The organism is Providencia sp. 6390, assembly GCF_058148425.1.
In genome coordinates this window covers 683,221-697,471 of record NZ_JBYVYL010000001.1, presented here as the reverse complement: position 1 = coordinate 697,471, position 14,251 = coordinate 683,221, and the positions used below count along the sequence as shown (strand labels likewise).

Genomic DNA, 14,251 nt, shown 5'->3' with positions numbered 1-14,251 from the left:
TTAAACATTTCGTGCAATATCTAGGTTAGCAAGTTGTCACTAAGCCGTAAATTTTTTTACACTAGATTACAAGCATGGCTAACAAATCAATGAGCATATAATGAACCACATTAATCATAGTGAGATAATTTCGCAACACTGTTGCCATTGCAATCTTAAATTATCTATCCCACCTCACGATGCTCAACAGGTGGTCATCTGCCCACGCTGCACTAGTCAACTTGATGATGGGCGCTCATGGTCACTAAACCGTTTATTTATTCTATCAATCACTTTACTCATGTTGGCACCAATTGCATTTTGGCAGCCACTCATTTCCATTCACTTACTTGGTACACAAATCAATGCGAACGTCATTGAAGGTATACGATTAATCAATCAACAAGGCGATCCACTCACTGCAAGTATTGTCGCTTTTTGTGCGGTTGTCGCCCCACTATTTTTACCTATTTTTATTATCTACTTGTATTTAGGTAAACGTCTTCGATTAAATTTGCGGCCTATTTTATTAGTACTCAGTCGTTTAAAAGAGTGGGTAATGTTAGATGTTTATCTCATTGGCCTTGGTATTGCTGCGATTAAAATGCAAGACTATGCCAGTGTTTTCTTAGGTCATGGATTCATTGCATTTATTACAATGACATTTATTAGTTTACTCATACTCATCCATCTTAATGTTGAACAACTTTGGCAATTTTTTTATCCAGAACAATCGCAATCTAATGATATGAATACACTCACTTGCCAAGCTTGTCATTACACAGGAACAGCAAATTCGCGGGGTGTATGTCGACGCTGCCATCGCCCATTGCATTATCGAGAGCCTTATAGCTTACAGAAAACATGGGCAGCTCTTATTGCCGCGATGATTTTACTTTTCCCTGCTAATTTAATGCCGATTTCAGTGGTCTACCTTAATGGTCAACGCATGGAAGATACCATTTATTCAGGCGTGGTATCATTGATTGATTCAGGTAATTGGCCAATTGCTGCTATCGTTTTTATTGCCAGTATCTTAGTGCCATTTATTAAAATCATTATCATGATCTTGCTACTATTTTCTATTCAACGCCAGAGCAAAACTGACCCTGTTTTAAGAATGAAATTACTAAAATTTGTTACTTGGATAGGCCGGTGGTCAATGCTGGATCTCTTTGTCATTGCCTTAATGATGACGCTTATCAATCGCGATCAACTGATGTCATTTACGATGGGCCCTGCTGCACTATTTTTCGGTGTCGCTGTTATTTTAACCATACTCGCTGTCGAGTGGCTTGATAGCCGTTTAATTTGGGATTCTTATGGAAAATCACAATCAACAAAATGAACCTGCTGAACAGGAACAAGAGGCGATATTACGTAAACGAGCACGTATTTCCCCTTTTTGGCTGTTACCGCTTGTTGCAGTGTTTATTGCCGGTTGGTTACTATTCCAACACTGGCTAGAACAAGGCACTGAAGTCACTATTGAGTTCTCTTCCGCTCCAGGTGTTGTTGCGGGAAGAACACCTATACGCTATCAAGGGGTTGAAGTTGGCTTAGTTCAATCAGTGACGATTAGCCAAGACATGAAAAAAATCATTGTAAAAGCAAGTATTAATAAAGACATGCAGCCAGCACTCACTACAGGAACAAAGTTTTGGCTTGTCACACCTAAAGCATCGCTTGCAGGTGTTTCAGGCCTTGATGCTTTAGTCGGTGGTAACTATATTGGTATGCAACCCAATAAAGGGGATGAACAACACAGTTTTATTGCTCAGGACTCGCCTCCTCAATTACAAACCGAGGCTGGGCAATTGTTAGTTTATCTTAATGCTAAAGACCTTGGTTCATTACACGAAAACTCTCCGATTTATTATCGAAAAGTACCCGTCGGTTATATTTCTGACTACTCAATTTTACCTAGTGATAACGGCGTCTCTATCGCTGCTGTCATTGAGAAGCGCTATGCCAATTTAGTTCGTGAAAATAGCCAATTCTGGAACGTATCCGGTTTTCAAGGTGGCTTTGACCTCAACTCAGGTGTCAACGTTAAAATGGAAAGCCTTTCTGCTGTTATCAATGGTGCAGTCGCATTTGATTCTCCACCAAATAGTCCTCCAGCCCAAGATGGTCAACAGTTTGATTTAAAAGCCAATAAGCATGATGTTGAAAACTACGAACAGCAAAACAAAGAAAACTTAAAAGTTTCATTATGGTCGCCAGAGACCTATGGCGTTAATGTCGGTCAACCCGTGATGTATCGAGGTATCAAGATCGGAGAGGTGTTACAACGTCACCTATTAGATGATAAAGTCACTTTTGATGTGGCGATTTTGGATGAGTATCGCCATTTGATCCGTGAAGACAGCAAATTTGTTGCTAATAGCCGAGTGGATGTACAACTTGGGCTAACGGGTATTCAATTCCAAGGAGCAACACCACAAGAATGGTTAGATGGCGGGATCCATTTATTAGCCGGTAAAGGCAAAGAAGCATTGCCTGAAAATTTTCCATTATATCGCAGTGATGACAATGCTAAAGCAGGTGTCACCGGCTCATCACCAACAACAACTATTACACTAAATACCAATACATTACCTGACATACAGACTGGATCTGTCGTGCTTTATCGTCAGTTTACCGTTGGTGAAATTGTATCCATAAAGCCAACCAAAGAAGGCTTCGCTGTTAATATTCATATTTCAAGCCAATACCGTCATTTGTTGACTGAACAAAGTGTGTTCTGGGCCGAAGGCGGTGCCAAAGTACAGCTAAATGGTAATGGTTTGACTGTTCAAGCCGCACCGCTCACTCGAGCGATTAGAGGTGCAATCAGTTTTGATAATATCCAAACCTCTAGCTCAGATAGTGCTAGGCAACACACTCTCTATCCCAATGAAACTGCGGCAAAAGCCATTGGCAGCGTTGTGACGTTAACCACATATGATGCATCTAAGCTCTCAGAGGGTATGCCTATTCGTTATTTGGGTATTGATATTGGGCAAATTGATTCACTGAAATTGTCGCCAAATAACCGGGAAGTCAACGCTCGTGCCATTCTCTACCCTGAATATGTTCAAGCCTTTACCAAAAGTGGTAGTCGTTTCGCTGTTGTCACACCTGAACTATCGCCTGCAGGCTTTAATAATTTGGACTCTTTGATTCAACCTTACATTAATGCGGAGCCAGGACGAGGAAATAAAAACCGTTACCAGTTTGAATTACAAACAGCGAACATCACTGATTCACGCTATTTAGATGGTTTGACTATCATCCTAGATGCCAGTGAAGTGGGTTCTATCCAAGTTGGTACACCATTGTTATTTAGAGGCATGGAAATTGGTACAGTGACAGGCTTGTATTTGGGAGAGCTTTCCGATCGTGTATATGTTGCGACTCGAATTGGCAAAGAGTATCAGTACCTCATTCGAGATAATACCCAATTTTGGTTATCGTCTGGCTATAATTTATCGTTTGGCCTTACTGGCGGCATGATCAAAAGCGGTACATTTAAACAATTTGTCCGTGGTGGCATCTCACTTGCAACCCCGCCAAGCGTACCTCTTGCGGCAAAAGCCAAACCAGATCAGCATTTCATTCTAAAAATAGAGCCACCAAAAGATTGGTTAGACTGGGGTACATCTATCCCTAAACAATAATCACTGAAAAGGTGCATATTTAAACAATATTGCACCTTTCATCTTTTTTCTTATAAAAAATATTTTGGAAATGAATTCCATTTATACTATGCTTAGTTTTGTTGAGTCGGCATCACCTACTCCAATACTAACTGAGAGGTAACACCATGAGCATAGTTAATTTGAAAATATCTTCCTATGAAATTAATGATGCCATAATGGCAGATCATAAAAGCGATCTTGTCAGCATCCCTTGCGATTCTGATACCGAGTTTTGCATGCAATTGGACGGTTGGGATGAACATACCAGTATTCCAGCATTAATTAATGAGAAGCCTGTTTTGTTATATCGTCAGCGTTATGATAAAGACAATCACCACTGGGTAATGAGAGTGGCTTAATTGATGAAGTCGCTAGGTTGCAAACAGCAAATAACAGGAAAAAAAAGAGGCCTGGTAGATTCCGATTACCGGGCCTTGGGAAATGGCTCTGGCAGAGCCGTGCGCTAAAAATTGCCATTGAGACGTAACAAAGTACAATTTAATACTAGCTTGCTAAACGCACTCTTACCATACTAATTATCAAATTTTTTACATATTATTAACACAATTTATTTCTTAATTTCTGAATATCGAGCTATTTGATTGATAGTTAAATTCTATTTCAACAATAAGCATAACCTTTCAAATTTAATCGCTATTAAAATAGAAAATGCCATAGGTTATAGCTCTTTCTCAACTATAACCTATGGCATTTAATCTATATCTATGTGACTACGCTTTATGACAAAGCTTCTCAGCGGCTAATTTAAGTGGCAATACTCGCTGCTCAACAGTTTTTGGCGTTTCTATTGGAGCAAGTAAAACATCGATTGGTTGTGCTTTGATCTCTTTTCTTTCCATTTGCTCTTGTGCTACTTGGTTAAGCGGATACTGCATCAAAGTCGCAGGATTTATCACAACCAAAGCACCATTGTTGCGGCACTCTAACATTACTTCTTCACGAGTAAATGGCCAATCAGTGCCGAACTGTTTTTTACTTACAGTTTCTAAAGGAGCAGCCACAGCACTAAAAACTGAACTTGCCAACAACATAGAACACAATGTTAATTTGAGTTTCATCCTTATTACCTTGTTCAAAATCTTAAATGGGTTGGTAGGTTGCAAAAACAGCGACAGCAAGTATCGCTATGCTACCTAACAATAACTCAATCCAACTATTAATAATTAAATATTGTAGCCGCCCTTTTTGTTGGATCTTAGGCACTAACACATAGCGATTGACCAATGCCAATATCACCATACCAACAACTAAAACAATTTTTAGCCACAACCATGATTGGTATTCAGAGTTATTATAGGCAAATGGCCAATCAGGTAGCAATGTCATCGCGCTAATCACCCCTGTAATTAAAACCATCGCCACCGCAGCATGCCCTAAACGGGAAAAACGTATTAAACTGGCAAAAATTTGTTTATCTAAACCTGCCGCTAATTCTTTTTTATCCCGTAAGAATTGAATACAGATCAAGAAAGGCCATAACCCACCAAACCAGTAGGCAGAACTAATGAGATGAATAAATTGATTCAAGCGATGTAGGTTACCTACTAGCCCATCATACATAGCAGCATGACCGACAAAAGCGTGTAGACCTAGTAGAATAATAGAAAGTATTAACAACGAATAGAGTTTAATTTCTTGGCGAGAGACGAAAATCACCCCAAGTGTGACAATAGAAAAAATCAATTCCCAACGCCAAATTTGGCCAAAAGAAGTCTGTAATACGTTGAGCCAAGTCTCAAGATCTAATGCATCTTGCCAGCCGTCCCCCATCAACCCTGCTTGTGCTGACATCCAGCAAAATGCAGTCACCGCAGTCACTACCGCACTAAACACAATGCCACGATTTAAAATTCGCCGAAGCACTTGACTAAATGCGCCAGAACTCAAAATCACCGCGAATATTGACATACCACACATCAACATCGCGGCAATAAAATGGGAAAAACGTATAACGATGTAAAATGCCTCTAAAGACATAATTATTTCACAGTAAAGCTGTATTCGCCCTTAGTTTTGTGACCATCTACAGAAACAACACTCCAATTCACATCATATTTACCCGCAGCTAATTTAGTTTCAATTGGAACAATAACCTTTGTGTCATTGTTTGGGTCTAACGCAGGTTTGCCCGTTTTAACTAGCACATCGTTTGGCCCAATCACTTTGACTTTGGCAAAATTGACTTCAATACCTTCAGAAAAGTTTAGCGTAATTGACTCTGGAGTTTGCTCAACTGCAGCACCTTCAGCGGGAAGTTGATCTTTTAGATGTGCATGAGCAAATGCTTGTTGAAATGACATGCCTAAAAATAGAACAGCCACAGCACTGAGCTTGCGCCAAGATGATTTGATTTGGTGGATTGGCATAGTAACCCCTTAATTTGCAGGTGAATTTAGATTTAATGCCAACCATTATACGAAATAAATTTCATATATCTGCTACAAAAAATCGATTTAGCGACTGAAGGTGTGATTAACAACACAAAACGCAAAGAAAAAAACCCATAAACCTTGAGATTAACCTCTGCAATTTATGGGTTTATTAATATTTTATATTAAACGTGAGCAGCTGCTGACATACTTTTTAGATCTTTATCCAATAGGAATAGTGCTTTACCACTCTCACCCACCATATCCAATTTATCTAGGATAGATTTGAACAATTTCTCTTCTTCGTGCTGCTCAGCAACATACCACTGTAAGAAGTTAAAAGTTGAATAATCCTGCGTTGTCATTGCTAAATGCGCTAATTTATTAATTTCCGAAGTGATTTGCTGCTCGTGCTTATAAGTTAAAGCGAAGACTTCAGCAATTGAATTAAATGCAACGGGCGGTGCTGCAATTTGCCCAAGTATTGGCAATGCACCAGTATCACTAAGGTAACCAAACAGACGTTGCATATGCTCCATCTCTTCTTGTGAATGAGCTTTTAAAAAGGCCGCAGCCCCTTCGTAGCCTTTATCACTACACCAAGCACTCATCTGTAAATATAAATTCGCAGAATAAAACTCAAGGTTTAACTGCTCATTTAATTTATTGATCATGTCAGCTGCTAACATATTCTTTCCTTAGTCATTAAGAGTAATACCATTATTATGCATATTAGAAAAATAATTAAAACCCTAAAACAATAATAAAACAAAAAAATCCAATTTACTGATAATTAATAACTTTTAGTAAAATTAATAATAATCAATCTCATTATCTTTACTTGCAATTAATTCATTATCCACATCGACAAATACTAATTTCACGTCAAATATAAACATTCCATGTTGTCATTAGAGTAATTTATTTTTCATTTATTGCATCATATTCAAAACTAAATTTAGGCCATAGATTATCGCTCATACCTACTGATATGCTACTATATTGAGATATCTGTAAAGCATTTGAGAGACAAGATGAATTATAACCTTGCGCTGTTACCAAAAGACCAAATGGATAAAGTCAACGTAGACTTGCAAGCTTCAGGCGTAGCCTTTAAAGAACGCTATAATATTGCGGTTATTGCAGAAGCAGTTGAGAGAGAACAACCTGAAAGTCTTAGAGAATATTTCAGAGAACGACTTATGTATTACCGCCAGCTCTCTCAAAATTTTGCGCGGCTTCCTTATGAACCAAGGAATCGCTGATTAATCTATTATAGGGGAAGCAAGCCTCCCCTATAATCTAATACATGGTAATTATTTCAACGAATTATATGTAATCGTCGACTTTTCACAATCAACCACCACATTATACTGGAGATCCTTTTTTGCCCCCCTAACCGTTAATGGCACTTCATAACCTGTTGCGGTCTTAGTAACATCTTGATTATTCACCCACGCCACTGCTTTTTTACCAACCAGTGCTTTTTCATCAGCCCAACGTGGTAAACGATTATGCATAAAATCATTTTTAACTTGTGCAGCTATTTGTGGCTCAGATAACTTATCACAACTAACAAAAGGTGCTGCTTTGCCTTCTTCTTGATTCGCGCTGAATGCAACAGAACTGAATAACAGAACACAGCTACCTAAAGCAAAACCTATTTTTTTTCCTGCTTTCATGCTTCCTCCGATCCCTATCAAATACTAGGTGGCAAATTAGAATAACTACCATTGTGAGTTTTATATATTATTTATCTACACTATCTAAAATAGACGAATACTTATAAACTGCCAAAATGATTTGACTTAACTAATATGTATCAGATTTTAGCGAAAATGTTAATAGGTTGTTTTAACTATACTAATCGTCATCTTCCTCAAAACGTGCATGGATTTGCTCTTTGTCTTTATGCTTTTCACGAATTTCTTGAGCAACAAGGGCTATAGCTTCCCCGCTACTCATACCATCCGCAATAAGTTGATGGATGCGCTCTACCGCTTCCTGTTGCTCTTGATGATTAAGTGCTGGCATACCTGAAAACATAGTCAAACCCTTTCAATAAAATAAAATTTAGCTCAATTTTAACAGCTCTTGGCTTCTTAAGATAAGAATATATGCTAATCTGAGTCACAGCCTTTTTTATCAATTTTTAGTTTAGCTTATCCAAATGATTATCAATAAAATACAACTTCCTTATCATATTCACGCAGCAACTGATTACTTTACGCCATTAGCTCATCAGCCATGGGCTATGTTACTTCATTCAGGTAACGCAGAGCATTCGCACAACCGATATGACATTATTGTTGCTGATCCTATCGCGACTCTGATGACAGTTGGTGATAAAACCACCGTTACTCATCAACAAATAGTCAATGTTTCTGACGCCGATCCCTTCACCTTGCTGCAAGAGTCTATTGAGCGCTTCACACCTGATCACTGTAGTGATAGTTCTCTACCCTTTACTGGTGGTGCTTTAGGTATTTGGAGTTATGATTTAGGCCGTCGTATTGAAAAACTACCACAGATAGCTAAAACCGATTTACAGTTTCCAGATATGGCAGTTGGTATTTACCTCTGGGCATTAGTTGTTGATCATTTAGAACAACAAGTGACTCTATTTAGCTATGATGATGTCAATGAACGATTAAATTGGCTTAAAGCTCAAAAAACATCACGAAAAGCAAAATTCATGCTAACTAGTTCTTGGCATGCCAATATGTCTCAAGAGCAATATCAGCAAAAGATAGGACAAATACATGACTATTTGCGCAGTGGTGATTGTTACCAAATCAACTTAGCACAGCGTTTTCAAGCGAAATATAAAGGCAATGAATGGGATGCCTTTATGTTACTCAATCAAGCAAATCGCGCACCGTTTTCCTCATTTATTCAGCTCCCTGAAAACACAGTGATCAGCATCTCACCTGAGCGTTTTATTCTGCTGCAAGATGGCCAAATCCAAACGCGCCCAATAAAGGGCACATTACCTCGTTTAGGGGATCCTCTAGCCGATGCAGAACAAGCAGAAAAATTAGCTAGCTCGCCAAAAGATCGTGCTGAAAACTTAATGATTGTGGACTTGCTACGCAACGATATCGGGCGTGTTGCTGTGCCAGGGACAGTCAAAGTTCCTGAATTATTTGCAGTTGAAGCCTTCCCTGCGGTACATCATTTAGTCAGTACCATCACTGCTACACTGGCCACACCCTATACTGCAACAGATCTATTAAGAGCCAGCTTCCCTGGCGGCTCGATTACTGGCGCACCTAAAATCCGTGCTATGCAAATTATTGAGGAGTTAGAATCTCACCGCCGTCATGGATATTGTGGTGCAATAGGTTATATTAGTTTTTGTGGTAAAATGGATACCAATATAACAATTCGTACTTTACTCACCGATAAAAAGCAGATTTTTTGCTGGGCGGGCGGTGGTATTGTAGCGGATAGCCAAGCAGATAAAGAATATCAAGAAACTTTTGATAAACTTAGTCTTATTCTACCTGTGTTAGGAGAGCTGCAACAGAATGACTGAACTGAGTGAGTTTATTAATCGCTTTCAGTTTACACTCCCTATTACTCGCCAATCACAACGGGTGGCGAGTAAATCGGCTGCAGTTCTGCTTCCTATTATTAATAAATCAACACCCACATTATTACTAACGCAGCGTTCGCCTTTTTTACGTTCTCATGCGGGACAAATTGCTTTTCCCGGTGGTGCGAGTGATCCTGAAGATGGCTCTCTCGTCACAACAGCGCTACGTGAAGCCTATGAAGAAGTGGCTATTCCGCCAGAAAAAGTACAAATATTAGGGCAATTAACACCTCAGCTAAGTCTTGGAGGTTACGAAGTCACGCCTATTGTTGGGTTACTGCCCTCGGGGATCGACTACCGTCCAAACCCGAGCGAAGTGGCTAGTGTGTTTGAAGTTCCCTTATTTGATGCTTTATCACTCAAGCAACATAAGTTTATTGATGTCAAACGTTCAGGCAGTTCGAACCGTATTTTCTTCTATTGGTATCAAGGCCACCTCGTTTGGGGACTGACCGCTGCCATTATTCATCAGTTAGCCCTCCAACTTAAATAATCATTTCATGACGTGACCGAATGCATTTTGTGCTATTTTTAATCAGTAGGCCTTTTGTTGCTACCTTATTTTAAAAAATAATTTAAACTTACTGGTTAACACTACTAAATCACAGTAAAGTAGCGCCCTTTAAAATAAATCACTAAATATCTACTTTTTTAAGGAGTCCTGCGTGATAAGCGTTTTCGACATGTTTAAAGTGGGCATAGGTCCTTCAAGCTCTCATACCGTCGGCCCGATGAAGGCGGGAAAAGAATTTGTCGATGATTTGGTAAACAAACAATTATTACCAAGCGTCACACGTATTGCCGTTGACGTTTATGGCTCTCTTTCACTCACTGGAAAAGGTCACCATACTGATATTGCTATCATTATGGGCCTAGCTGGCAATTTACCTGCAACCGTCGATATTGAATCGATCCCTGCTTTTATCGCCAATGTTGAGAAAACAGAAAAATTGCTGCTTGCCAATGGCACCCATACCGTGGACTTCCCACGCGAAGGTGGCATGAATTTTCGTCACGACAACCTCCCACTGCATGAAAATGGTATGACCATTCATGCGTTTGCAGGTAACGATGAAATTTATACGAAAACTTACTACTCTATCGGTGGTGGTTTTATTGTTGATGAAGAGCATTTCGGCCAGTCAGCTCTAGACAGTAAACCAGTATCTTACCCGTACAAATCAGCTGAAGAATTGTTACTCAACTGCAAAAAATCAGGTCTATCTATTTCAAGCTTAATGATGAAGAATGAACTTGATCTTCATACTAAAGAAGAGATTGATGCCTACTTTGCTGACGTTTGGAAAACAATGCTGGCTTGTATTGAGCGAGGATTAAACACCGAAGGTGTTTTACCTGGACCTCTGCGTGTACCACGTCGTGCACCAGCACTTAATCGCCTTGTCACCTCATCAAGTAAGCTGTCTAATGACCCAATGAACGTTGTTGACCTTATCAACATGTTCGCATTAGCTGTAAATGAAGAAAATGCGGCAGGTGGTCGTGTTGTGACGGCACCAACCAATGGTGCTTGTGGTATTGTTCCTGCGGTACTTGCATACTACAACCATTGTATTGAGCCTGTTACACCTGAACTGTATACACGCTACTTCCTCGCATCGGGTGCTATTGGCATTCTTTATAAGATGAATGCGTCAATTTCAGGTGCAGAAGTTGGTTGCCAAGGTGAAGTTGGTGTTGCTTGTTCAATGGCAGCAGCAGGTCTTGCTGAACTGTTTGGTGCTAGCCCTGAGCAAGTGTGTATTGCCGCTGAAATTGGAATGGAACACAACCTAGGTCTAACCTGTGACCCTGTTGCAGGGCAAGTTCAAGTACCTTGTATTGAGCGTAACGCAATCGCATCAGTTAAAGCGGTTAATGCGACCCGTATGGCACTACGCCGTACCAGTGAGCCTCGCGTTTCTCTTGATAAAGTTATTGAAACTATGTATGAAACAGGTAAAGACATGAACGCAAAGTATCGTGAAACATCTCGTGGTGGTTTAGCGATTAAAGTTCAATGCGATTAATATGCCAATCGCATAATTTACACTCTAAATAATTCGAGATGCAGGTAGGCGGCTCGACAACCCTGCACTTTGATGTATGACGAGTATAGTCATTCAACGCCGTGAATCCCATCATAATAACGGGTTCCACGGCGTTTTATTTTGATAACAATTTCATCATTGTTATCAATTAAAAAATAACTATTGTTTGTTTTTTATTCTACTTTATTCATTTTTTATTTTTTTAACGAAAACTTAATTAAATCGTTACTAAAATGACTCGATGATAAAATAATCTTTTTTTAGAACTTCCTACTGCTGAAACGTGTCATATTTTGCTTAATTTTTCGCCTTTTTTCTTCTAATGTTAAATTAATTGTTCTTTATTTGTTACCGATAACAGAACTTTCCACCAACAAAAACTTATTAATCGATGCATAATATTCACATAATCAATATACTCAATAAATATGTGCATATTATTTGAAATAACATGTATGTTTTTAATTTTCTGACGCAAAACAAGTTTTTACGTTAATGCAAAATGTTATGCTACCTACACTGACTCTATTAGTTAGTAAATTAACAGTTTGCTAACTGAAATAAATAGAGTGAATTTATTCAGCTAAAATTATCAATATAGTTTTCTATTTAGGAGGGTTAATTAAGCTGATTCGATTTTGATCTAATGTGTCATTCCGTTCGATCTATAAAGAGGGAATTCAAGTGAGTATAGCTATTATGATTGGGACTCACGGTGTGGCAGCAGAGCAACTTCTGCGCACGACCGAAATGTTGATTGGCGAGCAGGAAAATGTCTCGTTTATCGACTTTGTACCAGGGGAAAATGCTGACACCCTGTTTGATAAATATACCGCCAAGCTTGCTGGTTTAAATACCACCGAAGGTGTCCTATTTTTGGTCGATACTTGGGGAGGCAGTCCATTTAATGCCGCCAGCCGTATTGTCAATGATCAAGACAAATATGAAATAGTCACTGGCGTTAATGTGCCGATGCTAGTCGAAACATTTATGTGCCGTGATGACAATCCTTCAATGGAAGAGTTAGTTTCTGTTGCCCTCGAAACTGGCCGTGGGGGTATTCGTGCATTAAAACTGAAAGAGCCTGAAACAACTCCAGTTGCTGCACCAGCGCCGGTTCAACAACCTGCAACTGTACAAACAGTCACTGCAGGCCCAGGTGAGCATATGGTGATCGCCCTTGCTCGTATTGATGACCGTTTGATCCATGGCCAAGTTGCGACTCGTTGGACAAAAGAAACCCGTGTAAAACGTATCATTGTTGTTAGCGATGAAGTGGCTAAAGACGAAGTTCGTTCTACACTACTTAAACAGGTTGCGCCTCCGGGAGTCACAGCTCACGTTGTTGATGTTGCTAAATGTATTCGTGTTTATAACAACCCTAAATATGCGGGTGAGCGCGTAATGCTGTTGTTTACTAACCCAACTGACGTAGAGCGCCTTGTTGAAGCAGGGGTAGATATCACCTCTGTTAATATTGGTGGTATGGCATTCCATGAAGGCAAAACTCAAGTAACCAATGCAGTATCAATTAATCAAAAAGATATTGATGCTTTTAATTATCTGAACAGTAAAAATATTGAGTTGGAAGTCCGTAAGGTCTCCTCTGACAGTAAAGTTCAGATGATGGATTTGATTAAAAAATTAAAAAATTAGTTTTAGTTAGGTCGTTAATTTTATTGAATTTTAACCATTACTCGAAAACAGATTTACCAAACTCGTTTGGTTACAGGAGATTAAACAATGGAACTTACCGTTGTTCAAATAGTACTGGTTTTCATCGTTGCCTGTATCGCAGGTATGGGTTCTATCCTCGATGAATTCCAGTTCCATCGCCCGCTCGTTGCCTGTACGCTTATCGGTATCGTTTTGGGAGACATGAAAACCGGTATCATCATTGGTGGTACACTTGAAATGATCGCATTAGGTTGGATGAATATCGGTGCTGCGGTTGCTCCAGATGCCGCCCTCGCCTCAATTATTTCAACCATCCTGGTTATTGCTGGGGGTCAAAGCATTGGTGCAGGTATTGCCATTGCGATCCCACTAGCAGCAGCTGGCCAAGTGTTGACCATTATCGTACGTACTGTCACAGTTGCGTTCCAACACGCAGCAGACCGAGCCGCGGTCAATGGTAACCTTGCAGCAATTAGCTGGATCCACGTTTCTGCATTAATTCTACAAGCAATGCGTATCGCCATTCCTGCTCTGATCGTTGCTCTATCTGTCGGTACTTCAGAAGTCAAACAAATGTTAGACGCTATCCCACCGGTGGTGACTGATGGTCTGAATATTGCCGGTGGTATGATTGTTGTTGTGGGTTATGCAATGGTCATCAATATGATGCGTGCTGGCTACCTGATGCCATTCTTCTACTTAGGTTTTGTTACTGCGGCATTTACCAACTTCAACCTTGTTGCTCTGGGTGTTATCGGTGCAGTTATGGCTATCCTGTATATCCAACTTAGTCCGAAATATAACAAGTCCCAAGTGGTTGTCACTCAGGGTAATGGCAGTAACAACAACCTTGATAATGAATTAGACTAGGAG

The 14,251-nt window shown here is 39.7% G+C and carries 15 protein-coding genes; 9 read left to right on the top strand and 6 right to left on the bottom strand.

What is annotated here, in order from left to right; translation table 11 throughout:
• Window positions 1-100 precede the first annotated feature (100 nt).
• The 3 genes from yebS to AC3Z9T_RS03400 all read left to right on the top strand — a co-directional run bounded on the left by yebS (window position 101) and on the right by AC3Z9T_RS03400 (window position 4,021).
• Complete coding sequence (gene yebS / locus AC3Z9T_RS03410; RefSeq protein ID WP_490124791.1) at window positions 101-1,327, top strand: membrane integrity lipid transport subunit YebS; 1,227 nt, start codon at window positions 101-103, stop codon at window positions 1,325-1,327.
• Window positions 1,302-3,641 (top strand): PqiB family protein, encoded by a 2,340-nt coding sequence (locus AC3Z9T_RS03405; protein ID WP_490124790.1) that lies wholly within the window; start codon window positions 1,302-1,304, stop codon window positions 3,639-3,641. The genes yebS and AC3Z9T_RS03405 overlap by 26 nt, the downstream gene beginning before the upstream one ends.
• Before the next feature lie 146 nt (window positions 3,642-3,787).
• A complete protein-coding gene (locus AC3Z9T_RS03400; RefSeq protein ID WP_490124789.1) occupies window positions 3,788-4,021 on the top strand; it encodes a DUF1480 family protein in 234 nt (77 codons plus the stop codon).
• A 372-nt stretch (window positions 4,022-4,393) separates the two neighbouring features.
• On the opposite strand, the gene AC3Z9T_RS03395 is transcribed toward AC3Z9T_RS03400, so the two are convergent.
• The 4 genes from AC3Z9T_RS03395 to ftnA all read right to left on the bottom strand — a co-directional run bounded on the left by AC3Z9T_RS03395 (window position 4,394) and on the right by ftnA (window position 6,741).
• Window positions 4,394-4,741, bottom strand: a complete 348-nt coding sequence (locus AC3Z9T_RS03395) for a DUF2511 domain-containing protein (RefSeq protein ID WP_490124788.1) — start codon at window positions 4,739-4,741, stop codon at window positions 4,394-4,396.
• Between the two features lie 22 nt (window positions 4,742-4,763).
• Window positions 4,764-5,660, bottom strand: coding sequence for a copper homeostasis membrane protein CopD (gene copD / locus AC3Z9T_RS03390; protein ID WP_490124787.1), 897 nt, complete (start codon window positions 5,658-5,660; stop codon window positions 4,764-4,766).
• A gap of 2 nt (window positions 5,661-5,662) precedes the next feature.
• Entirely contained in the window at window positions 5,663-6,049 is a 387-nt protein-coding gene (gene copC, locus AC3Z9T_RS03385) for a copper homeostasis periplasmic binding protein CopC (protein ID WP_490124786.1), read from the bottom strand.
• A gap of 188 nt (window positions 6,050-6,237) precedes the next feature.
• On the bottom strand, window positions 6,238-6,741 hold the full coding sequence (gene ftnA, locus AC3Z9T_RS03380) for a non-heme ferritin (RefSeq protein ID WP_490124785.1): 504 nt from the start codon (window positions 6,739-6,741) through the stop codon (window positions 6,238-6,240).
• A 345-nt stretch (window positions 6,742-7,086) separates the two neighbouring features.
• On the opposite strand from ftnA, the gene AC3Z9T_RS03375 reads away from it, so the two are divergent.
• Window positions 7,087-7,317, top strand: coding sequence for a DNA polymerase III subunit theta (locus tag AC3Z9T_RS03375; protein ID WP_490124784.1), 231 nt, complete (start codon window positions 7,087-7,089; stop codon window positions 7,315-7,317).
• A 51-nt stretch (window positions 7,318-7,368) separates the two neighbouring features.
• Here the strand turns inward: AC3Z9T_RS03375 and yebF are convergent, their stop codons facing one another.
• Window positions 7,369-7,734: a protein YebF gene (gene yebF, locus AC3Z9T_RS03370; RefSeq protein ID WP_490124783.1), complete on the bottom strand. Its 366-nt coding sequence runs from the start codon at window positions 7,732-7,734 to the stop codon at window positions 7,369-7,371.
• A gap of 181 nt (window positions 7,735-7,915) precedes the next feature.
• Window positions 7,916-8,098, bottom strand: coding sequence for a YoaH family protein (locus AC3Z9T_RS03365; RefSeq protein WP_070928266.1), 183 nt, complete (start codon window positions 8,096-8,098; stop codon window positions 7,916-7,918).
• A 124-nt stretch (window positions 8,099-8,222) separates the two neighbouring features.
• Between AC3Z9T_RS03365 and pabB the strand changes: the two genes are divergently transcribed.
• From pabB to AC3Z9T_RS03340, 5 genes are all read left to right on the top strand, one after another.
• Window positions 8,223-9,590 carry an aminodeoxychorismate synthase component 1 gene (gene pabB, locus AC3Z9T_RS03360; RefSeq protein ID WP_490124782.1) on the top strand — a complete coding sequence of 456 codons (1,368 nt, stop codon included), beginning with the start codon at window positions 8,223-8,225 and terminating at the stop codon, window positions 9,588-9,590.
• Entirely contained in the window at window positions 9,583-10,143 is a 561-nt protein-coding gene (locus AC3Z9T_RS03355; RefSeq protein WP_490124781.1) for a CoA pyrophosphatase, read from the top strand. Before pabB ends, AC3Z9T_RS03355 begins: the two co-directional genes overlap by 8 nt.
• A gap of 172 nt (window positions 10,144-10,315) precedes the next feature.
• On the top strand, window positions 10,316-11,680 hold the full coding sequence (locus AC3Z9T_RS03350) for an L-serine ammonia-lyase (protein ID WP_490124780.1): 1,365 nt from the start codon (window positions 10,316-10,318) through the stop codon (window positions 11,678-11,680).
• Between the two features lie 705 nt (window positions 11,681-12,385).
• Window positions 12,386-13,357 carry a PTS mannose transporter subunit IIAB gene (gene manX, locus AC3Z9T_RS03345; protein ID WP_490124779.1) on the top strand — a complete coding sequence of 324 codons (972 nt, stop codon included), beginning with the start codon at window positions 12,386-12,388 and terminating at the stop codon, window positions 13,355-13,357.
• Window positions 13,358-13,444: 87 nt separating this feature from the next.
• Entirely contained in the window at window positions 13,445-14,248 is an 804-nt protein-coding gene (locus tag AC3Z9T_RS03340) for a PTS mannose/fructose/sorbose transporter subunit IIC (protein WP_490124778.1), read from the top strand.
• Window positions 14,249-14,251: the final 3 nt, after the last annotated feature.